The organism is Mesorhizobium sp. P2_C5_2 (assembly GCF_056404535.1).
In genome coordinates, this window is sequence record NZ_JBFUDV010000001.1 from 672,658 (window position 1) to 692,267 (window position 19,610).

The window sequence follows — 19,610 nt, forward strand, 5'->3', positions numbered from 1 at the left end:
CCTTGTGGGGAGGTAGGCGCCCCGAGCTTCGCGCGCCCCTAAAACAGCGCCTTCAACTCGTCCAGCTTGTCGTTGACCAGCCAGCCGTAATAATTCTCTTCCGGCAGCTTTTCCGGTTCGCCCGCGGCGCGGCGCTTGTCGTTCTCGGCTTTCAGCGCATAGGCGCGCTGCTCGGGATTGCCGACATTGTAGAGCGTGGCGGTCAGCCCTGGATTGCCCGAAATGTCGAAGCCGGCAATGCTCTTATAGGCGTCTATCGATTTCTTGATCGTCGCCGCGACGTAAGGCAGCGTCAGGTCGGGATCCATGATCGTCTTGTAGACCCCATTCGGATCGCCGACATCGAGTTCCGGCAGTCCCGAAACCTTGTGGACGAGATCGCTCATCTGCAGCGCGGTCAGCGGGTTGAGCTGGCCGAGGCCAAAGGTCTGGCCAGCATAATAAGGCTGGAAGAAGGTGGCGCCGAAGCGGTCGTTGGGAAAGCTTGTCCCGCCGACGGTCTTGCCGCGGAAGGAGTGGTTCCACACCTGCTCGCGGCATTCCCACAGATCGTAACTGTCGGACATTGTGCATTTCTTGAATTCAGGCCGCTGCACGAAATCCGTGATGTCCTCGCCGTCATAGGCGAAGGACAGCTTGCTGGAGAGGTAGGAGATCGCCTTGACGTAATAGGTCTGCAGCCGGTCGTAGGCGTCGACATTGTAGGTGTGCTCGCCGACGATGGCGCCGACAATGTGCAAGGGATTGATGCCGTAAGCGGCGGCCGCCTTCTTGATCTTGGCACGCAGTTCGGCGTCGCTCTGCAGCAGCGCGTAGACCTTGCGGTATTTGGCCTGGAAGGTGGTGTTGGTGGCCTGGGTGCGACGGCTGGAGGCGCCGGGTATGTCGGGTTGCACGGCATTCCGGTTGCCCGCCGGCACCAATGTTGCCGCATCGGCGGCGAACAGCGTCGCCGCCAGCGTCAAGCCGAGAATGATCAGGATCAGTTTTTTCATGCGCCGCCGCCTAAAGAATTGCCGCGCAAACTAGGGAGTGCTCCTGGTTGAGTCGAGAGCGCCCCTGCAGCCGGCAAGACGAAAGGTGGCCCGATGATACCATCCGGCCACACATCATGCTGTTTGCCGGAAATTATTGCCTGAACCGGCGCCGGACTGATCCGGCGCCCCCGTTTAAAGGATGAATCGCGACAAATCTGTGTTTCTGGAGAGGTCGCCGACATGCTTTTCCACATAGGCGGCGTCGATGGTGACGCTGGTGCCGTTGCGGTCCGGCGCGTCATACGAGATCTCGTCCAGCACGCGCTCCATCACCGTCTGCAGGCGTCGGGCGCCGATGTTCTCGACACTGGCGTTGAGGTCGACGGCGATGCCGGCGAGCGAATCGATGGCGTCGTCGGTGAAGGTGAGGTCGACGCCTTCGGTCTTCATCAGCGCGATATACTGTTTGATCAGGCTGGCCTCGGTCTCGGTCAGGATGCGGACGAAATCGTCCTTCTCCAACGCCCGCAGCTCGACTCGTATCGGCAGGCGGCCCTGCAATTCCGGCAACAGGTCGGACGGCTTCGAGACATGGAACGCACCCGAGGCGATGAACAATATATGGTCGGTCTTCAACGGCCCGTATTTGGTCGCCACCGTCGTGCCCTCGATCAGCGGCAGCAGGTCGCGCTGCACGCCTTCGCGTGAAACGCCGGCGCCCATGCCGCCTTCGCGCGAGGCGATCTTGTCGATCTCGTCGAGGAAGACGATGCCGTCATTTTCCGTCGCATCGAGTGCCCGGCGCACGACCTCGTCCTGATCGAGCAGCTTGTCGGACTCGTCGTTGACCAGCAGCGCGTAGGACTCCTTCACCGTCGTCTTGCGCGCCTTGGTCTTCTTGCCGCCCATCGCCTTCGACAGCATGTCGTTGATGTTGAGCACGCCGATATTGGCGCCTGGCATGCCGGGAATCTCGAAGCCGGGCATGCCGCCAGTGCCGGTATCGGCGACCTCGATCTCGATTTCCCTGTCGTCGAGCTCGCCGTCGCGCAGCTTCTTGCGGAAGGAATCGCGGGTGGCCGGGCTCGCCGTCTTGCCGACCAGGGCCTCCAGCACGCGCTCCTCGGCGTTGAGGTGGGCGCGCGCCTTGACGTCCTCGCGCATCTTGTCGCGCACCAGGCCGATGGCGATCTCGACGAGGTCGCGGATGATCTGCTCGACATCGCGGCCGACATAGCCGACCTCGGTGAACTTGGTCGCTTCGACCTTGACGAAGGGCGCGCCGGCAAGCCGGGCCAGGCGGCGCGAGATCTCGGTCTTGCCGACGCCGGTCGGGCCGATCATCAGGATGTTCTTCGGCATCACCTCTTCGCGCATCTGGCCTTCCAGCTGCTGGCGGCGCCAACGGTTGCGCAAGGCGATGGCCACGGCGCGCTTGGCGTCCTTCTGGCCGATGATGAAGCGGTCGAGTTCCGAAACGATTTCGCGGGGAGAGAAGGTGGTCATATCACTACATTCCACTTTGCCACTGCTTGATGGACTCAAACGGATGCAGCAGCATGATCACGTTGAGCGTCAGATTGTCCCGGATGAGGTAGCCGACACCCAGTTCGAAGATAATGGCGAGGTCGACGACGACTGATATAGGTAGCTTTCTGGCCATCACAAATCCCAGCACCATGGCCAGTGTGTCGGACACTGAATTGATGATCGAGTCGCCGTAGTAATCCAGCGAAATGGTGCCGGCGCGGTAGCGCTCGATGATGAACGGGCTGTTCTCCAGGAGCTCCCAGCCGCCTTCGATGACGACGGCGAACGCCAGGCGCAGACCAATCGGCGAGCGCGGAAACAGGAACCAGGCCAAGGCGTAGAACAGGAAGCCGTGGATGATGTGCGAGAAAGTGTACCAGTCGGAAATGTGCTGGGAATTCTCCGAACTGTTCACCACGCCGTGCCAGAGTTTGACGTAGCCGCAGGTGCAGATCGGCGTGCGGCCCATGCCGTAGAGCGCGCCGGCCTGGAAGATGAGCAGAGCGAGCACGAGCAGAAGCCCCATCCGCCAGCTGTCTTCATAGGCCGAGTAATTCTTGTCGGCGCCCGGTGTCGTCATCACCTCATTCCCCCTCTTGCGCGTCGCCTTCGGCATCGACGGCCATCAAAACGACGTCCCCATATTCCGAATGCCTGCGATCGATAGCCCTGAAGCCCGCCTTTTCATAGGCGCGGATGGCGCGGCCATTGTCGGGATGCGGATCGATGATGACGCGCGGCGCGCCTTCCTCGAACAGTTGTTCGACGAACTGCCGCACGATCGCCGAGCCATGACCTTTGCCGACCAGGTCCGGCACGCCGATCGACAGGTCGATACCGAGCGTGCCGAACGGCTGGTCGGCATAGGGATGGCCGTCCTCCAAATGCGGATCGTAGCTCTGCAGATAGGCGATCGGCCTGCCGTCGAGTTCGACGATCAGCGGCTCGACGGAAATCGAGTCGATGTTCTCCCGAATCCCTGCAATTTCGGTCTCCGGATCGTCCCACCATTGCGCGACATGCGGCTCGCCCAGCCAGCCGGCAATCATCGGCAGGTCTCTTTCGGTCACCGGCCGAAAATCATAGAGCACCGCCGACTCAGGCGGCATCGAGCGTTTCGATGACGAAATTGTTGTTGGTGTAGACGCAGATGTCGGAGGCGATCTGCATCGCCTTGCGGGCGATTTCCTCGGCATCCTTGTCGGTGTCCATCAGCGCGCGCGCCGCGGCCAGGGCGTAATTGCCGCCGGAGCCGATGGCCATGACGCCAAATTCAGGCTCCAGCACGTCACCGGTGCCGGTCAGCGCCAGCGACACCGACTTGTCGGCGACCAGCATCATGGCTTCTAGCCGGCGCAGATAGCGGTCGGTGCGCCAGTCCTTGGCGAGCTCGACGCAGGCGCGCGTCAGCTGGTCGGGATATTGTTCGAGCTTGGCTTCCAGCCGCTCCAGCAGGGTGAAGGCGTCCGCCGTGGCACCGGCGAAACCGGCAATGACGTTGCCGCCCTTGCCGATGCGACGCACCTTTTTGGCGTTGCCTTTCATGATGGTCTGGCCAAGGCTGACCTGGCCGTCGCCGGCGATCACCACCTTGTTGCCCTTGCGCACCGTCACGATGGTCGTGGCGTGCATGGTCAGTTCATTCGACATTTGTAGCTCCGATTCGCGCGATCCCGATAAGGCGATTGGCGCGGGATTTCGATCGGCCATATGTATGCACGGGGCGGGTGATTGCAAACCGCCTCCGCTACCAGCGATAGCGATCCGCATCGCAACTGGCCATCGCCGGATCATGCTGCTAGAAGGCTTTCGTTTTCAAGCAAATGAGCGCTTGGAGGCATTGTCTTTACGTTTCGCCCCCAGTCGTATGCCCAAAGACAAGGACAAGGTCATGGCGTCCCGTTCCGCCGAAGTCAGCCGCAAGACCAAGGAAACCGACATCACTGTTTCGGTCCATGTCGACGGCACCGGTATCTCCGACATGTCGACGGGCGTCGGCTTCTTCGACCATATGCTGGACCAGCTGTCGCGGCACTCGCTGATCGACATCACGGTCAAGGCCAAGGGCGACCTGCACATTGACGACCACCACACGGTCGAGGATACCGGCATTGCCATCGGCCAGGCGCTGGCCAAGGCGCTGGGCGAACGGCGCGGCATCATGCGCTATGCCTCGATCGATCTCGCCATGGACGAGACGCTGACACGCGCGGCGATCGACGTGTCCGGCCGGCCGTTCCTGGTCTGGAACGTCGCCTTCTCGTCGCCGAAGATCGGCACGTTCGACACCGAGCTGGTGCGTGAGTTCTTCCAGGCGCTAGCGCAGAATGCCGGTATCACGCTGCATGTCACCAATCACTATGGCGCCAACAATCACCATATTGCCGAGACCTGCTTCAAGGCGGTGGCGCGTGCATTGCGTGCGGCACTGGAGCGCGACCCGCGCCAGCCGGATGCGGTTCCCTCCACCAAGGGATCTCTGAAAGGGTAGGCTGATGGCCATCTATGTCGTGATGGAACCGCCAGGCCGCACCGAGGCGGCCGACGCAACCATTTTTGTCCGCGACGGCTTTTCCTGGCTGGCTTTCCTGCTGGCGCCGCTATGGCTCGCCTGGCACCGGCTGTGGGTCGAGGCCGCGCTCGCCTTTGTCGCCATGGGCCTCATCTCGCTGCTCGGCCAAAGGCTGGGGCTGGATTGGGCGAGCTCGGCGCTGTCGCTGCTGGTCTCGCTCTATATCGGGCTGGAAGGCCAGGGGTTGCGCATCGCAGCACTTCGCCGCCGCGGCTGGCATGAATGGGGCGTCATCCAAGCCGACAATCAGGACGATGCCGATATCCGCCAGACGCTGGATGCCGAGGCGCTCGCCGATGAACCGGCGCCGATGCCGCGCATCGTGCCCGACGCCAGCCTTGCCCGGCCGGCGCAGACCGGGCTGACGCTGGGGCTGACCCACACGCCGGGAAAAGTCTGAGATGCGGGTTGCGATCATCGATTACGGGTCGGGCAATCTGCGCTCGGCCACCAAGGCTTTCGAGCGCGCCGCGCATGAGGCCGGCATCGCCGCTGCAATCGAGCTGACCGCCGATGCCGAACGGGTGCGCAGCGCCGACCGTATCGTGTTGCCCGGCGTCGGCGCCTATGCCGATTGCGCGGCGGGCCTGCGCGGCGTCGCCGGCATGTGGGAAGCGGTGGAGGAGGTTGCGATCGCCAAGGCGCGGCCATTCCTCGGCATCTGCGTCGGCATGCAGTTGATGTCGGAACGTGGCCTGGAAAAGACCGTGACCAAGGGCTTTGGCTGGATTGCCGGCGACGTCAAGGAGATCACGCCGGCCGATGCGGCGCTGAAGATCCCGCAGATCGGCTGGAACACGGTCGATCTCAACCGCAAGCATCCGCTGTTTTCTGGCATTGCGACGGGAGCCAAGGGCTTGCACGCCTACTTCGTCCATTCCTACCACCTCGATGCGACAAAGCCCGACGAGGTGCTGGCCGTCGCCGACTATGGCGGCCCAGTGACGGCCGCGGTTGCGCGCGGCAACCTCGCTGGCACGCAATTCCATCCCGAAAAAAGCCAGGCGCTCGGCCTGGCGCTGATCACCAATTTCCTGCGCTGGAGGCCCTGAGAACCATGAGCAAGAAGGGCTATTGGATGGCGATGGTCGATGTTCGCGACCCCGAGGTCTACAAGCAGTATATCGCGGCGAATGCCGTGGCTTTTGCCAAATACGGGGCGAAATTCGTGGTCCGGTCCGGGCGCTATGCCAACCCGGAGCAACCGACAGGCAATCGCCATGTGCTGGTGGAGTTCGAGTCGTACGAAACAGCACTTGCCTGCTACGAATCGCCTGAATATCAGGCGGCATCAAAATTCCGGTTTGCCGCTTCGACCGGCCATTTCGTCATTGTTGAGGGCGCCTGACCGTGATTCTGTTTCCCGCCATCGATCTCAAGGACGGCAAATGCGTGCGACTGAAGCACGGCGATATGGCGACCGCGACGATCTACAATGACGACCCGGCCGCGCAGGCCAAGGCCTTCGAGGACCAGGGCTTTGAGTGGCTGCACGTCGTCGACCTCAACGGCGCCTTCAAGGGCCAGAGCGTCAATAGCGCGGCGGTCGGAGCCATCCTCAAGGCCACGAAAAACCCGGTGCAGCTCGGCGGCGGCATTCGCACGCTGGCGCAGATCGAGGATTGGCTCGACCGCGGCCTGGCGCGCGTCATTCTCGGCACGGTAGCGGTGCGCGATCCAGAACTGGTGAAGCAAGCCTGCAAGGAATTCCCCAGCAAGATCGCCGTCGGCATCGACGCCAAGGGCGGCAAGGTGGCGGTCGAAGGCTGGGCCGAGGCGTCCAGCCTCGGCGTCATCGAACTGGCACAAAAATTCGAGGGCGCCGGCGTTGCCGCCATCATCTACACTGATATCGACCGCGACGGCGTTCTGACCGGCATCAACTGGGATGCCACGATCGACCTTGCCGACGCAGTGTCGATCCCGGTCATCGCTTCGGGCGGGCTCGCCTCGATCGCCGACATCGTGCGCATGACCATGCCCGACGCCAAAAAGCTCGAAGGCGCGATCTCCGGCCGCGCGCTTTACGACGGGCGCATCGACCCGGCCGAAGCGCTGGCGGTGCTGCAGGGCAAGGCAATGGAGACCCGATCTTGAAAATCTCCATTATCCTCGCCTCCTATGACAGCGGCCACTATCACGGCGGCATGGGCCAGGGCCCGGATGCGCTGATATCGGGCGGTCTCGTCGATGCGCTGACATTGGCCGGGCATGACGTCGTCGTTACCGATATCGGCAGGGTGGGCGAGGAGCAGGAACGTGAGATCGCGACCGGCTTTGCGGTCTGCAATGCTGTCTCCGGCGAAGTCCGCATCGCCATCGACCGCGGCCGGTTTCCCATCGTTCTGGCAGGCAATTGCCTGACATCAGCCGGCGCTGTCGCCGGCGAGGATGCCGACGCGATCATCTGGGCCGATCAGCATGGCGACCTAAACACGCCCGAGACCTCCATTTACGGGTTTCTCGACGGCATGGCGCTGGCGACGGTTCTGGGGCTGTGCTGGAAGCCGATGGCCTCGGCCATTCCCGGCTTCAAGGCGATCGACCCGTCGCGCTGCGTGCTGGTCAATGCGCGCGACCTCGACCCCGCCGAAACGGAGCTGTTGAAGACGCTGCCGGTGATCCGCACCGAATGCCCCAACTGGGCCATGGCCTGCGGCAGATTGAAGGCGCCGGACGCAAAGCGGGTGCACCTGCATCTCGATCTTGATGTGCACGACCCCGAGGCGTTGCAGGCCAACCGCTACACCACGCCGGGCGGCCCGGAGCCCAAACAGCTGCGCCAGGCGGTCTGCGGCATGGCCGGTCTGTTGCCGATTTCCGGCATCACCATCTCGGCCTACGATCCGGCCTTCGACGCGCAGGCCGAGGTTCCGCCGCTGGTCGGCGAACTGCTCAGCGAGCTGCTGGCAACGATGGAGAAGGGCTGATGCTGAAGGCCCGCGTCATTCCTTGCCTCGACGTCAAGAACGGCCGCGTCGTCAAGGGCGTCAATTTCGTCGACCTGGTCGATGCCGGTGACCCGGTCGAGGCGGCAAAAGCCTATGACGCGGCCGGCGCCGACGAGCTCTGCTTTCTCGACATCACCGCGTCGTCCGACAACCGGGAAACCATCTTCGACGTTGTCGCTCGCACCGCCGAGCAATGTTTCATGCCGCTGACCGTCGGCGGCGGCGTGCGCCAGGTCGCCGATATCCGCAAACTGCTTTTGGCCGGCGCCGACAAGGTGTCGATCAACACCGCGGCGGTGAAGAACCCGGATTTCGTGGCGGAAGCCGCCGACAAGTTCGGCAACCAGTGCATCGTCGTCGCCATCGACGCCAAGAAGGTCTCTGCTGCCAATGAGGCCAACCGTTGGGAAATCTTCACCCATGGCGGTCGCGAAAAGACCGGCATCGATGCGATCGAATTCGCGCGAAAAATGGTCGATCGCGGCGCCGGCGAGATCCTGTTGACCTCGATGGACCGTGACGGCACCAAGGCCGGTTACGACATTGCGCTGACCCGCGCGATTGCGGATGCAGTGCGCGCGCCGGTCATCGCGTCGGGCGGCGTCGGCACGCTCGATCATCTGGTCGAGGGCATTCGCGACGGCCATGCCGGAGCCGTGCTGGCGGCATCGATCTTCCATTTCGGCACGTACACGATTGCCGAAGCCAAGGCGCATATGGCCAAGGCTGGGCTGCCGATGCGGCTGGACTCATCGGTCGATCGGCCCTAGAGCGTTTCCGGCTAAGAAAGCGACCGCGCCATGGCTGAATTCTCGCTCTCCGACCTGGAGACAATCATTGGGGAACGCGCCCGGTCCGGCGATCCGGACTCGTGGACGGCGAAACTGTTTGCCAAGGGCATGGACAAGGCGGCGCAGAAGCTCGGCGAGGAAGCGGTCGAGACCGTCATTGCCGCCGTCAAAGGTGACAAGAAAGCCCTCGTTTCCGAAAGTGCCGATCTTATATATCATTGGCTCGTCGTGCTTGGCATCGCCGGCGTTCCGCTGGACGAGGTGCTGAAGGAACTTGAGCATCGCACCGGCCGTTCGGGCGTCGCCGAAAAGGCATCCCGGCCGAAGGGCTGACCGCGAGGAGGGCAGGAAACTCGATGGACCAGCTCGCTCCGACCGAGAAATATTCCCCCTATCGTTTCTTCTCGGCCGAGCAATGGTCGAACTTCCGCGCCGACACGCCTATGACGCTGAGCGAGGACGAGATCAACCGTCTGCGCTCGCTCAACGACCCGGTCGACCTCGAAGAGGTCAAGCGCATCTATCTATCGTTGTCGCGGCTGCTGTCGGCGCATGTCGAGGCCAGCCAGCTGCTGTTTCGGCAGCGCCAGGCCTTCTTCAATGCGCTTGATGTGGTCAAGACGCCGTTCATCATCGGCATTGCCGGTTCGGTGGCGGTCGGCAAGTCAACCACGGCACGCGTGCTCAAGGAGCTTCTGGCGCGCTGGCCGTCGAGCCCCAAGGTCGACCTCATCACCACCGACGGTTTTCTTCTGCCCAATGAGGTGTTGCGGCGCGATAATTTGATGGAACGCAAGGGTTTTCCCGACAGCTACGACGTCGGCGCGCTGCTGCGTTTCCTCTCTGGCATCAAGTCGGCGCAGCGCAATGTCCGCGCGCCGGTCTATTCGCATTTGACTTATGACGTCATTCCCGGCGAGTTCGTCACCATCGACCGGCCCGACATTCTGATTTTCGAAGGCATCAACGTGCTGCAGCCGGGCAAATTGCCCAAGGACGGCAAGATCGTGCCGTTCCTGTCGGATTTCTTCGACTTTGCCATCTACATCGACGCCGACGAAAAACTGATCCACCACTGGTACATCGCCCGCTTCATGCGGCTGCGCGAGACGGCCTTTCGCAATCCGGACTCCTTCTTCCACCGCTATTCGCAGCTTTCCGAAGACGCCGCGCGCGCCATCGCCGAAGGGCTGTGGGCCAACATCAACCTGAAGAACTTGCGCGAGAACATCGTGCCGACACGGGCGCGCGCCGACCTCATCCTGCGCAAGGGCGCCAATCACCTGGTCGAGGAAGTGGCGCTCAGGAAACTGTGACGACTGGATTAACGGCACCTTAGGCAATCCCGGCTAGTTTTTGGCGCAATTCCAGCGGGTCGGGAGCAAGCGGTGATCAATGCGAGCGATGCCGTGGGCCGCCAGGCCCCGGTCTATTCCCTGGTCATTCCGATCTTCAACGAGGAAGCGGTGCTGCCGTTACTGGTGCGGCGGATCGGAATGCTGATGGACGCCCTGGATGCGCGCGCCGAGGCAATTTTCGTCGACGACGGCAGCCGCGACACCAGTGTCATCTTCCTGCGCGGCATGGCTGCCGAGGACCACCGCTTCAGGCTGATCGAACTGTCGCGCAATTTCGGCCACCAGATCGCCATTACAGCCGGCATGGATGCGGCCGGCGGCGAGGCTGTCATCGTCATGGATGCCGACCTGCAGGACCCGCCGGAGGTGGTGCTCGATCTCGTCGCCAAGTGGAAAGAAGGCTACGAGATCGTCTATGCGCGGCGCATCCGGCGCGAGGGCGAAACCTGGTTCAAGCGAGTCAGCGCCAATCTGTTCTATCGTGTGCTCGAGCAGATGACGTGCGTCAGCATTCCGCGCGATGTCGGCGATTTCCGCCTTGTCGGCCGCAAGGCGCTGGAGACCTTCAAACGCATGCCCGAGCGTGATCGCTTCGTGCGCGGCATGTTCGGCTGGATGGGTTTCAAGCAGACCGCCGTGCTGTTTGAGAGACCGATGCGGGCGGCGGGCGAAACCAAATATCCGTTCTGGAAGATGGTGCGGCTGGCCGTGCACGGCATCATCAGCTTTTCCGACAAGCCGCTGCGGCTGGCGCTGTGGGCGGGTCTGGCCATTTCCGGCCTCGCCGCGCTGCTCGGCCTCTATGCGGTGTTTTCCTGGCTGTTTGTCAGCGGCGTCGTCCATGGCTGGACATCGACCGTCGTGATCATTTCCTTCCTCTCAGGCATCAATCTGCTGATGACCGGCGTTATCGGCCTTTATGTCGGCGGCATTCATGCCGAGGTGAAACGGCGACCGCTTTACGTCGTCGACCGGCTGACCGGCTTCGAGGAAGCGATCGCCGCGATGAGCAATTCCCAGGTGTCGAAAAAGACGCCGCCCGCGACGCACGAACGCCGGTTCGGTTGACCGTGCGCCAGGCCGTCAACGATCCTTTGCCCGGCTACCGGTTCTGGTCATGGGCCATGGGCCGTTCGGAGCCGGCGCGAATCCTGCGATTTGCTGCGATCGGCGGCGTATCGACCCTGATCTACGCCGTGTTGACCCTGGCACTTTCGGCCCGGCATGGCTTCGGCATGCCGGCGACAATCGCCTCGATCGCCGGCTATGGCGCCGGCGCGGTGTTCTCCTATTGCGGGCATCGCTTCGTAACGTTCATGTCGGATGGCGCGGTTGGCTTCGAGATCGTCCGCTTCGCCTGCGCCACGGCGATCGGATTTCTGCTCTCGGTCGGGCTGGCCGTGATCCTTACCGACGTGGCCGGACTGGCGCCATTGGTGCCGGTGGCAATCGCTTCCGTCCTGGTTCCGGTCCTGAACTTCATCATCCTGCGCAAATTCGTCTTCGTGGCGGCCAGATGAATACGGAGACCCGCGCTTCGCTCATCGAGAGGTCCGCCATGGCTTCGGCCCAGGGCAGCTCGCGCACGCTGCCGCGGACCCTGGTCTTCTGCCTGCTCGTGCTGGCGGCGGCCGTGCCCTGGCAGATGCGCTGGGGTGTCATACCCGACACCAGTTGGGCAATCACCATGTCTGAGAAGGTGCTTGCCGGCTCACGGCTCTATGTCGATCTCTTCGAGGTCAATCCGCCGTTCACGCCGTGGATGTTCATGCCGGCCGTGGCACTGGCGCATGCTCTCGGCATTTCGCCGGAAGTCGTCATTCATCTCTATGCCTATGCGATCTGCCTGCTGGGTCTCGGCTTTGCCGCGCGGATCGCCAGATTGGCCGGCTTTGCTGAGAACCGTGTGCTGTTCTCGATGTTGCCGCTGTTCCTGGCACTGCTGATCATTCTTCCCGGCAATGCTTTCAGCGAGCGGGAGCATCTGGGCGTTGCCCTGTTTCTGCCGTTGCTGGTGTTGATGGCCTGGCGCGCCGCGCCGACGGAGGGGCGCACGCCGAGCTTGCTTATAGCGGTACTGGCCAGCCTTTGCGGCAGCGTACTGGTGCTTGTGAAACCCTATTATGCGCTGATGGTGCTGGTTCCGGCGCTTTACGTGGCCTGGCGGCGCCGGTCGATCTGGTCGCTCTTCTGCATCGAATACTGGGTAATCGGCTTGGTCTGCGTCGCCTATCTCGTCGCCGTGCTGTACTTTTATCCAGAGTTCCTCAACACCATCTACCCGGTGCTGGCCGACACCTATATGCGGCTGCGGGTCGTGCAAGCGCTGTTGGTCAAGTACGCGCCGGCCTATCTCGTCGCACTCTACCTGTTACGCTTGCTTCGGCCGGGCCTCGCCTTGTCGCCGCTGATCACGGTGGTCGTCCTGGCGTCATTGGCCGCCACCGTGCCTCTCGTCTATCAGGCCAAGGGCTGGCCCTATCATGCATTCCCGGCGATCAGCCTGATGGCGGCGGCGTTGCTGCTCAGAGCCGTCCAGGTCGACCCCGCGAGGCAATCGCCATCAGGCACGGGCATGGGGCCGGCGCGCATGCTTTTGCTTGCCACCACCATTCTGGCCAATGCTGCCCCCTTCTGGCCTAGCCAGAAACCCGGCGCCGATTTCGTCGCCACGATAAATGCCGCGGTGGACCATCCAACGGTCGCACTCATAGGTTCGGACATTGCCGCGGGCCATCCACTGACGCGGATGGTCGGCGGGAGCTGGATCTCGATCTACTGCAGCGATTGGCTTGGGGGATTCGCCACGCATTTCGCGCAGGTCGAGGCGCAAAGCGGCAACCAGGCGGCGGCCGAACACTACAGGCAGATCACCGATCGCTACGTCGACGCCAAGCTTGCCCAACTCGAAACCAAGCGGCCATCGCTGGTGATTGTGCAGAAAGCGGACATGCTGTGGTTAGCCGAGCTTTCAGGCCGGCAGGATTTCGTCCGCTTCATGCAAGGCTATCGGCAAATCGCCGAGGACGATACGTTGAGGGTCCTTCTTCGCGACGACGCTAGCCGGCCTTCGTCACCCGCCGCAGCGTCAGATTGATCCTGCCGCCATTCTTCAGCAGCGCCGAGGTCGACGGATAAATCCGGTCGACGCCGTGGAAGCATAGCCGACCTTCGCCGCCGAGCACGACGACATCGCCGCTTTTCAGCCTGAACGATTTTGTACCGCCGTCGCGCGTCGTCTGGCCGACCCGGAACAGGCAGTCGTCGCCAAGCGATACCGAGACCACCGGCGCCGAGAAATCGGCCTCGTCGCGGTCCTGGTGCAGGCCCATCTTGGCGTCCTGCGTATAGAAATTGACCAGGCAAGCCTCCGGCGGATGCGGATAGGCGGAGACCTGCTGCCACAATTGCATCAGCACGTCCGGGATCGGCGGCCATGGCCCTCCGGTCAGCGGATGCGTCGGCTGATAGCGATAGCCCATCTCCTTGTCGGTGACCCAGCCGAGCGAGCCGCAATTGGTCATGCGCACGCTCATTTCCTTGCCGGTGCGCGGCATGGCCGGAACGAACAGCGGCGCCTGCTGCACGATGGTCCTGACCGCTTCGATCAGCGCTTCCTGCGCCGCGCGTGTGAGGTAACCAGGCATATGGCGGACGCCTTTGGGCAGAATGAGCATGGCTTGGCCATTTCCTCCGGTTGATACTCGAACCATGCCACCGCCAAACAAAAACGGCGACCCGAAAGCCGCCGTTTGTCGATCAGGACCGGTTTCGGTCAGGCGTCGGGGGCGGACTACATCCGGCCGGCGTTTAATCGTTCTCTACCCGGCCGCGCAGCTTCTTGATGGTGCCGCGCCCGGCCTTGCTTTTCAGCCGCCGCTCCACCGCACCCTTCGACGGCCGCGTCTTCTTGCGCGGCGGCGGTGGCGGTTCGGCGGCCTTGGCGACCAGCGCGGTCAGCCTTGCGCGCGCATCCGCCCGGTTCTGCTCCTGGGTGCGGAAGCGGCCGGCTTCGATGACGATGACGCCGTCCTTGGTGGCGCGCTGGCCGGCAAGCTTGATCGTGCGCGCGCGCACGCGTTCCGACAGCCCGGCCGCATTGGCCGCGTCGAAGCGCAATTGGACGGCAGTGGCCACCTTGTTGACGTTCTGGCCGCCGGGGCCGGACGAGCGGATGAAATCCTCGTGCAGGTCGCCCGGATGGATTACGGCTTCGTCGGCAATGATGATGTCGTCGATCGGCATGCCGCAGTCATGGCGCGACGAGCCGAAAAAGAAAAGGCCCGATCGAGACCGGGGCCTTTCAATGACAGGCTGAGCCGATGGCGCGATTTATTCTGCGGCTTCCTGCAGGCGGGGCGCGGCGCCGAGCACGACGGCATCGACATGGCTTTCGAATTTCTCGAAGTTGACGGCGAACATGCCGACCAGCCTTGCCGCCTGGCGGTCATAGGCAGCCTTGTCGGCCCAGGTCGAGCGCGGGTCGAGAATGGCGCTGTCGACACCAGGCACGGCCACCGGCACCTCGAAGCCGAAATTGGCGTCGGTGCGGAAGCCGGCCGCCTTCAGCGACCCGTCGAGCGCGGCGGCCAGCAAGGCGCGTGTCGCCTTGATCGGCATGCGCTTGCCGGTGCCGTAAGCGCCGCCGGTCCAGCCGGTGTTGACCAGCCAGCAATCGGCGCCATGGCGGGCGATCAACTCGCGCAGCAGATTGCCGTATTCCTTGGGGTGGCGTGGCATGAACGGGGCGCCGAAACAGGTCGAGAAGGTTGCTTCCGGCTCGGTCACGCCTTTTTCGGTGCCGGCCACCTTGGCGGTGTAGCCGGAGAGGAAGTGATACATCGCCTGTGCCGGGGTCAGCCGGGCGATCGGCGGCATGACGCCGAAGGCATCGGCGGTCAGCATGATGATGTTTTTGGGATGGCTGGCGCGTCCGGTCTTCGAGGCATTGGGGATGAAGTCGAGCGGATAGGCGCAGCGCGTGTTTTCGGTGAGCCTGCCGTCGTTGAAGTCCGGCACGCGGTCGGCATCGAGCACGACATTTTCCAGCACCGTGCCGAAACGCTGCGTGGTGGCGAAGATTTCCGGCTCGGCTTCGGCCGACAGCCTGATCGTCTTGGCGTAGCAGCCGCCTTCGAAATTGAAGATGCCGTGCGGGCCCCAGCCGTGCTCGTCGTCGCCGATGAGCGTGCGCGACGGGTCGGCCGACAGCGTCGTCTTGCCGGTGCCCGACAGGCCGAAGAAGATCGCAGCGTCGCCGGCCGGCCCTTCATTGGCCGAGCAGTGCATCGGCATGACGCCCTTTTCCGGCAGCAGATAGTTCAGCATGGTGAACACCGACTTCTTCATCTCGCCGGCATAAGAGGTGCCGCCGATCAGCACGATCTTGCGGGTCAGATCGACCGCGATCACCGTTTCGGTGCGGCTGCCGTGGCGGGCCGGATCGGCGCGGAAGGACGGCAGGTCGATGATCGTCATCTCCGGCACGAAATCCTCAAGCTCGGAGGCCTGCGGGCGGATCAAAAGGTTGCGGATGAACAGCGAGTGCCAGGCGAATTCGGTGATGACCCGCGTCGGCAGCTTCAGATCGGCATCGGCGCCGCCGATGAGGTCCTGCACATAGAGGTCCTTGTCCGCGGCGTGGACAAGGAAATCGGCCAACAGCGTTTCGAACTGGGCCGGCGAAATCGCCTTGTTGTTGTCCCACCAGACATGGGGCTCGGTGGCGCTGTCGCGGACGACAAACTTGTCCTTGGGCGAGCGGCCGGTGTGCTGGCCGGTCTCGGCAAGCAGCGCGCCACCGGCGGTCAACCTGGCCTCGCCACGGCGGATCGCATCCTCGTAAAGGGCGGCCGCACCAAAATTATAATGCACCGTGCCGGTGGTTTTCAGGCCGACACGATCGATCGCGCAGGCAGAATTGCGTTTGCCGACTTCCGACATCAAGGGTCCCTTCTTCTGGATTCGCCGCACTTTGCCGGCGCATTTCCGGCATGCCCGCGATGGGGGCTGAGACGGTCAGAACCAGAAAACCCGAATGATATCAAATCATTAATCGATTTAAAAATTTTGAAAGTTGTTTAAATCGTTTATATGTGCAAAAAATCACAGTGGTTGCCCAAAGGATTGGCACACAGTGTTCGTCCAATCCGTGTAGAGGTGCGATTGGGGCCGACGGCAAGCCGTCCGCGACAGCGGATGGAGCCTGTGCCACATTTTGTACCTAATTTGTCCTGCAAAAGCCCCTTCTCTAAGACAGAAGGGACAGCTCATGAGGGAGCCGCTTGAAATGGCAACAATCGCGCTTGTCGATGACGATCGCAACATTCTGACGTCGGTCTCGATCGCCCTCGAATCCGAGGGGTATCGCGTCGAGACCTACACGGATGGGGCGTCGGCGCTGGAAGGCCTGGCGGCGCGTCCGCCGAATCTCGCCATCCTCGACATCAAGATGCCGCGCATGGACGGCATGGAGCTGCTGCGCCGGATGCGCCAGAAGTCCGACCTGCCGGTGATCTTCCTGACCTCGAAAGACGACGAGATCGATGAGCTTTTCGGCCTCAAGATGGGCGCCGACGATTTCATCCGCAAACCGTTCTCGCAGCGCCTGCTGGTCGAGCGGGTGCGCGCCGTGCTGCGCCGTGCCAGCGCCCGCGAGGCTGCGGCAAAGGCGCCCAGCCAGCAGGCCCGTTCGCTCGAGCGCGGCCAGCTGGTCATGGACCAGGAACGCCACACCTGCACCTGGAAGGGCGAGCCGGTGACGCTGACGGTCACCGAATTTCTCATCCTGCACTCGTTGGCGCAGCGCCCCGGCGTGGTAAAAAGCCGTGATGCGCTGATGGATTCGGCCTATGATGAGCAGGTCTATGTCGACGACCGCACCATCGACAGCCACATCAAGCGGCTGCGCAAGAAGTTCAAGGCCGTCGACGATGACTTCGAAATGATCGAAACGCTTTACGGAGTCGGGTACCGGTTCCGCGAAGCTTAAGTTAGTGCATGTCGCCCAAAAGTGGTCCCGGTTTTGGGACAACGACATGCATCAAACCAAAGACTAGCCGGGAGCTGCTATTCGATGGCAGTGGACGTAGAGCGAGGCAGACGGGCGGGCGCCGGCCGGCGGCCGTCCAGGATTCTGCCCGCATTCCTGTCGAGGATCACGGTGCCGATGCGCCGCTTCCTCGGTCATCACATCTTTTCCAGCCTGACCCGGCGCATCCTTTTTCTCAACCTGGCCGGCCTCGCCGTGCTGGTCACCGGCATCCTCTATCTCAACACCTTCCGCGACGGGCTGATCGACGCCCGCGTCGAAAGCCTGATGACACAAGGCGAGATCATCGCCGGCGCGATCGCGGCGTCGGCGACGGTGGAAACCGATTCGATCAGCATCGATCCGGAAAAACTGCTCGAACTGCAGGCCGGTGAAAGCCTGGGGCCGGGCTCCGACCAGCTCGACAATCTCGATTTCCCGATCAATCCCGAGCGCGTCGCGCCGGTGCTGCGGCGGCTGATTTCGCCGACGCGCACGCGCGCCCGCATCTACGACCGCGACGCCAACCTGCTGCTCGATTCGCGCCATCTCTATTCGCGCGGCCAGATTCTGCGCTACGACCTGCCGCCGGTCGAGGACGAGCAGCCGGACATGCTGGAGCGGGTGCAGAAATTCGTCTTCGATTTCTTCCGCAACAAGGACCTGCCCGTCTACCACGAGCAGCCCGGCGGCAATGGTGCGGCCTTCCCCGAAGTGGTCAAGGCGCTGACCGGCAGCCCGTCGACGATCGTGCGGGTGAGCGAACAGGGCGAGCAGATCGTCTCGGTGGCGGTGCCGATCCAGCGCTTCCGCGCCGTGCTCGGCGTGTTGATGCTGTCGACGGAAGGTGGCGACATCGACAAGATCGTCGCCGCCGAGCGCAAGGCGATTTTGCGCGTCTTCGGCATCGCGGCACTGGTTACCGCCATCCTGTCGATGCTGCTGGCCTCCACCATCGCCAACCCGCTGCGGCGGCTGTCGGCGGCGGCGGTGCGGGTGCGGCGCGGCGTCAAGAACCGTGAGGAAATCCCCGACTTTTCCGACCGCCAGGACGAAATCGGCAATCTGTCGATCGCGGTGCGCGACATGACCAATGCGCTCTATGCCCGCATCGAGGCTATCGAAAGCTTCGCCGCCGATGTCTCGCACGAGTTGAAGAACCCGCTGACCTCGCTGCGCAGCGCGGTGGAGACGCTGCCTTTGGCGAAGAATGATAACTCACGCGCGCGTCTGATGGAGATCATCCAGCACGATGTCAGGCGGCTGGACCGGTTGATCACCGACATTTCGGATGCCTCGCGGCTCGACGCCGAGTTGGCGCGTGAGGACGCGGCGTTCGTCGATTTGAAGAAATTCATTACCGATCTCGTCGCCGTGTCGCGCGAGGCGACGCGCAACAAGAAGGCCGTCGAGATCGAGTTCAAGGCCGCCAAGTTGCCGCAAGGCGTCAAAGGCTATTTCGTCACCGGCCACGATCTGAGGATCGGCCAGGTCATCACCAATCTGATCGAGAATGCCCGCTCCTTCGTGCCGGAGGACCACGGTCATATCGCCATTTCGCTGGCGCGCGCCGGCAAGGTCAACATCGTCACCGTCGACGATAACGGCCCTGGCATCCGTGCCGACACCATCGACCGCATCTTCGAGCGCTTCTACACCGACCGCCCGGCCGGCGAGGCGTTCGGCCAGAATTCCGGCCTTGGCCTGTCGATATCCAGGCAGATCGTCGAAGCCCATGGCGGCACGCTGACCGCCGAGAACATTCCGGGCACCAAGCCCGGCGACATCAAGGGCGCGCGCTTCGTGGTGACGCTGCCGGCCGAAGGCTGAAGCATGATCCCGAAAAGTGGGAACCGGTTTTTCGGACAAGATCATGCTTGAGCCAATCCCGAAAGCGGAAAACATTCACGGAACGGCGCTGCTCATCGGCGAACGCGGTGTGCTTATCACCGGACCGTCCGGCGCCGGCAAGACGACACTGGCGCTGGTGCTCATCGACCATTGCCGGGCGCGCGGCCTGTTTTCGCGGCTGATCGGGGACGACAGGCTGCTTGCGGCCACTCACGCCGGGCGTCTGATCTGCCACGTACCCGCCACCATTGCCGGCCTCGCAGAAGTGCCAGGATTCATGCCACGGCCGCTGTCGTTCGAGCCGAGCGGGGTGATCGACCTCCATATCCGGCTGGTACCGAAGCATGCGAGGGACCGCTTTCAGGAAGATTTCAGCGAGCCGATCGCGGGCTGTCCGGTACCGCGGATCGATCTCATTGAGCGCAACGTTGCGACGGCCTTGCCGGCCGTAATGGCGCGGCTGTCGATCGCGGCTTTCGCATGATCCGGTTTCGATTTATTGCTGCAATGCGTCAAAATGGCGTAGGTCGGCGCAATTTTGGGCTTGTCA

General features: G+C 62.9%; 23 protein-coding genes. 15 read left to right on the top strand and 8 right to left on the bottom strand.

Annotation, left to right across the window (positions count from 1 at the left end; all coding sequences use genetic code 11):
* Nucleotides 1-38: 38 nt before the first annotated feature.
* The 5 genes from AC1D1B_RS03070 to hslV all read right to left on the bottom strand — a co-directional run bounded on the left by AC1D1B_RS03070 (nt 39) and on the right by hslV (nt 4,157).
* The gene (locus AC1D1B_RS03070; RefSeq protein ID WP_477329258.1) at nt 39-995 is read right to left on the bottom strand and encodes a DUF1402 family protein; all 957 of its coding nucleotides are present in this window, start codon (nt 993-995) and stop codon (nt 39-41) included.
* Nucleotides 996-1,169: 174 nt separating this feature from the next.
* Complete coding sequence (hslU, locus tag AC1D1B_RS03075; protein ID WP_477329260.1) at nt 1,170-2,483, bottom strand: ATP-dependent protease ATPase subunit HslU; 1,314 nt, start codon at nt 2,481-2,483, stop codon at nt 1,170-1,172.
* Between the two features lie 4 nt (nt 2,484-2,487).
* Nucleotides 2,488-3,087 carry a DUF2585 domain-containing protein gene (locus AC1D1B_RS03080; RefSeq protein WP_477329262.1) on the bottom strand — a complete coding sequence of 200 codons (600 nt, stop codon included), beginning with the start codon at nt 3,085-3,087 and terminating at the stop codon, nt 2,488-2,490.
* A 4-nt stretch (nt 3,088-3,091) separates the two neighbouring features.
* Entirely contained in the window at nt 3,092-3,616 is a 525-nt protein-coding gene (locus tag AC1D1B_RS03085; protein ID WP_181056787.1) for a GNAT family N-acetyltransferase, read from the bottom strand.
* Nucleotides 3,606-4,157, bottom strand: coding sequence for an ATP-dependent protease subunit HslV (hslV, locus tag AC1D1B_RS03090; RefSeq protein WP_112559910.1), 552 nt, complete (start codon nt 4,155-4,157; stop codon nt 3,606-3,608). The genes AC1D1B_RS03085 and hslV overlap by 11 nt, the downstream gene beginning before the upstream one ends.
* Before the next feature lie 241 nt (nt 4,158-4,398).
* Here hslV and hisB point away from each other — a divergent pair, with 241 nt between their 5' ends.
* From hisB to AC1D1B_RS03150, 12 genes are all read left to right on the top strand, one after another.
* Complete coding sequence (hisB, locus tag AC1D1B_RS03095) at nt 4,399-4,998, top strand: imidazoleglycerol-phosphate dehydratase HisB (protein WP_477329264.1); 600 nt, start codon at nt 4,399-4,401, stop codon at nt 4,996-4,998.
* Between the two features lie 4 nt (nt 4,999-5,002).
* Complete coding sequence (locus tag AC1D1B_RS03100; RefSeq protein ID WP_477329266.1) at nt 5,003-5,479, top strand: DUF2628 domain-containing protein; 477 nt, start codon at nt 5,003-5,005, stop codon at nt 5,477-5,479.
* Nucleotide 5,480: 1 nt separating this feature from the next.
* Entirely contained in the window at nt 5,481-6,131 is a 651-nt protein-coding gene (hisH, locus tag AC1D1B_RS03105; protein WP_477329268.1) for an imidazole glycerol phosphate synthase subunit HisH, read from the top strand.
* 5 nt (nt 6,132-6,136) lie between these two features.
* Complete coding sequence (locus AC1D1B_RS03110) at nt 6,137-6,427, top strand: DUF1330 domain-containing protein (protein ID WP_477329270.1); 291 nt, start codon at nt 6,137-6,139, stop codon at nt 6,425-6,427.
* Nucleotides 6,428-6,429: 2 nt separating this feature from the next.
* Complete coding sequence (gene hisA / locus AC1D1B_RS03115; protein WP_477329271.1) at nt 6,430-7,176, top strand: 1-(5-phosphoribosyl)-5-[(5-phosphoribosylamino)methylideneamino]imidazole-4-carboxamide isomerase; 747 nt, start codon at nt 6,430-6,432, stop codon at nt 7,174-7,176.
* Nucleotides 7,173-8,009 carry an arginase family protein gene (locus tag AC1D1B_RS03120; protein ID WP_477329273.1) on the top strand — a complete coding sequence of 279 codons (837 nt, stop codon included), beginning with the start codon at nt 7,173-7,175 and terminating at the stop codon, nt 8,007-8,009. The genes hisA and AC1D1B_RS03120 overlap by 4 nt, the downstream gene beginning before the upstream one ends.
* Complete coding sequence (gene hisF, locus AC1D1B_RS03125; protein ID WP_477330521.1) at nt 8,006-8,800, top strand: imidazole glycerol phosphate synthase subunit HisF; 795 nt, start codon at nt 8,006-8,008, stop codon at nt 8,798-8,800. Before AC1D1B_RS03120 ends, hisF begins: the two co-directional genes overlap by 4 nt.
* A 30-nt stretch (nt 8,801-8,830) precedes the next feature.
* Nucleotides 8,831-9,154, top strand: coding sequence for a phosphoribosyl-ATP diphosphatase (locus tag AC1D1B_RS03130; protein ID WP_477329275.1), 324 nt, complete (start codon nt 8,831-8,833; stop codon nt 9,152-9,154).
* A gap of 23 nt (nt 9,155-9,177) precedes the next feature.
* Nucleotides 9,178-10,137: a type I pantothenate kinase gene (coaA, locus tag AC1D1B_RS03135; protein WP_142868700.1), complete on the top strand. Its 960-nt coding sequence runs from the start codon at nt 9,178-9,180 to the stop codon at nt 10,135-10,137.
* A 72-nt stretch (nt 10,138-10,209) separates the two neighbouring features.
* Complete coding sequence (locus tag AC1D1B_RS03140; protein WP_477329278.1) at nt 10,210-11,247, top strand: glycosyltransferase family 2 protein; 1,038 nt, start codon at nt 10,210-10,212, stop codon at nt 11,245-11,247.
* Nucleotides 11,248-11,249: 2 nt separating this feature from the next.
* Complete coding sequence (locus AC1D1B_RS03145; RefSeq protein ID WP_477330523.1) at nt 11,250-11,699, top strand: GtrA family protein; 450 nt, start codon at nt 11,250-11,252, stop codon at nt 11,697-11,699.
* Between the two features lie 38 nt (nt 11,700-11,737).
* Entirely contained in the window at nt 11,738-13,276 is a 1,539-nt protein-coding gene (locus AC1D1B_RS03150; RefSeq protein WP_477329280.1) for a hypothetical protein, read from the top strand.
* Here AC1D1B_RS03150 and AC1D1B_RS03155 read toward each other — a convergent pair.
* The 3 genes from AC1D1B_RS03155 to AC1D1B_RS03165 form a co-directional block, all read right to left on the bottom strand.
* A complete protein-coding gene (locus AC1D1B_RS03155) occupies nt 13,239-13,856 on the bottom strand; it encodes an alpha-ketoglutarate-dependent dioxygenase AlkB family protein (RefSeq protein WP_477329282.1) in 618 nt (205 codons plus the stop codon). The two genes, AC1D1B_RS03150 and AC1D1B_RS03155, sit on opposite strands and share 38 nt — an antisense overlap.
* A gap of 133 nt (nt 13,857-13,989) precedes the next feature.
* Nucleotides 13,990-14,424, bottom strand: coding sequence for an alternative ribosome rescue aminoacyl-tRNA hydrolase ArfB (gene arfB / locus AC1D1B_RS03160; RefSeq protein WP_477259827.1), 435 nt, complete (start codon nt 14,422-14,424; stop codon nt 13,990-13,992).
* An 87-nt stretch (nt 14,425-14,511) separates the two neighbouring features.
* Entirely contained in the window at nt 14,512-16,122 is a 1,611-nt protein-coding gene (locus tag AC1D1B_RS03165; RefSeq protein ID WP_477329284.1) for a phosphoenolpyruvate carboxykinase, read from the bottom strand.
* 346 nt (nt 16,123-16,468) lie between these two features.
* On the opposite strand from AC1D1B_RS03165, the gene AC1D1B_RS03170 reads away from it, so the two are divergent.
* The 3 genes from AC1D1B_RS03170 (at nt 16,469) to AC1D1B_RS03180 (ending at nt 19,544) form a co-directional block, all read left to right on the top strand.
* Nucleotides 16,469-17,170 carry a response regulator transcription factor gene (locus AC1D1B_RS03170; RefSeq protein WP_010912942.1) on the top strand — a complete coding sequence of 234 codons (702 nt, stop codon included), beginning with the start codon at nt 16,469-16,471 and terminating at the stop codon, nt 17,168-17,170.
* Nucleotides 17,171-17,254: 84 nt separating this feature from the next.
* The gene (locus AC1D1B_RS03175) at nt 17,255-19,039 is read left to right on the top strand and encodes a stimulus-sensing domain-containing protein (protein ID WP_477329286.1); all 1,785 of its coding nucleotides are present in this window, start codon (nt 17,255-17,257) and stop codon (nt 19,037-19,039) included.
* A gap of 43 nt (nt 19,040-19,082) precedes the next feature.
* Nucleotides 19,083-19,544, top strand: coding sequence for an HPr kinase/phosphorylase (locus tag AC1D1B_RS03180; RefSeq protein WP_477329288.1), 462 nt, complete (start codon nt 19,083-19,085; stop codon nt 19,542-19,544).
* Nucleotides 19,545-19,610 lie beyond the last annotated feature (66 nt).

Excerpts from the sequence above, each read along its gene's own strand:
- AC1D1B_RS03130 (WP_477329275.1), top strand. The coding sequence starts at position 8,831 with ATGGCTGAATTCTCGCTCTCCGACCTGGAGACAATCATTGGGGAACGC.
- hslV (WP_112559910.1), bottom strand. The coding sequence starts at position 4,157 with ATGTCGAATGAACTGACCATGCACGCCACGACCATCGTGACGGTGCGC.
- AC1D1B_RS03110 (WP_477329270.1), top strand. The coding sequence starts at position 6,137 with ATGAGCAAGAAGGGCTATTGGATGGCGATGGTCGATGTTCGCGACCCC.
- AC1D1B_RS03080 (WP_477329262.1), bottom strand. The coding sequence starts at position 3,087 with ATGACGACACCGGGCGCCGACAAGAATTACTCGGCCTATGAAGACAGC.
- AC1D1B_RS03155 (WP_477329282.1), bottom strand. The coding sequence starts at position 13,856 with ATGCTCATTCTGCCCAAAGGCGTCCGCCATATGCCTGGTTACCTCACA.
- hisB (WP_477329264.1), top strand. The coding sequence starts at position 4,399 with ATGGCGTCCCGTTCCGCCGAAGTCAGCCGCAAGACCAAGGAAACCGAC.
- AC1D1B_RS03085 (WP_181056787.1), bottom strand. The coding sequence starts at position 3,616 with ATGCCGCCTGAGTCGGCGGTGCTCTATGATTTTCGGCCGGTGACCGAA.
- AC1D1B_RS03070 (WP_477329258.1), bottom strand. The coding sequence starts at position 995 with ATGAAAAAACTGATCCTGATCATTCTCGGCTTGACGCTGGCGGCGACG.
- hslU (WP_477329260.1), bottom strand. The coding sequence starts at position 2,483 with ATGACCACCTTCTCTCCCCGCGAAATCGTTTCGGAACTCGACCGCTTC.
- AC1D1B_RS03100 (WP_477329266.1), top strand. The coding sequence starts at position 5,003 with ATGGCCATCTATGTCGTGATGGAACCGCCAGGCCGCACCGAGGCGGCC.
- AC1D1B_RS03165 (WP_477329284.1), bottom strand. The coding sequence starts at position 16,122 with ATGTCGGAAGTCGGCAAACGCAATTCTGCCTGCGCGATCGATCGTGTC.
- arfB (WP_477259827.1), bottom strand. The coding sequence starts at position 14,424 with ATGCCGATCGACGACATCATCATTGCCGACGAAGCCGTAATCCATCCG.
- AC1D1B_RS03180 (WP_477329288.1), top strand. The coding sequence starts at position 19,083 with ATGCTTGAGCCAATCCCGAAAGCGGAAAACATTCACGGAACGGCGCTG.
- AC1D1B_RS03150 (WP_477329280.1), top strand. The coding sequence starts at position 11,738 with ATGGCTTCGGCCCAGGGCAGCTCGCGCACGCTGCCGCGGACCCTGGTC.
- hisH (WP_477329268.1), top strand. The coding sequence starts at position 5,481 with ATGCGGGTTGCGATCATCGATTACGGGTCGGGCAATCTGCGCTCGGCC.
- AC1D1B_RS03175 (WP_477329286.1), top strand. The coding sequence starts at position 17,255 with ATGGCAGTGGACGTAGAGCGAGGCAGACGGGCGGGCGCCGGCCGGCGG.
- coaA (WP_142868700.1), top strand. The coding sequence starts at position 9,178 with ATGGACCAGCTCGCTCCGACCGAGAAATATTCCCCCTATCGTTTCTTC.
- AC1D1B_RS03170 (WP_010912942.1), top strand. The coding sequence starts at position 16,469 with ATGGCAACAATCGCGCTTGTCGATGACGATCGCAACATTCTGACGTCG.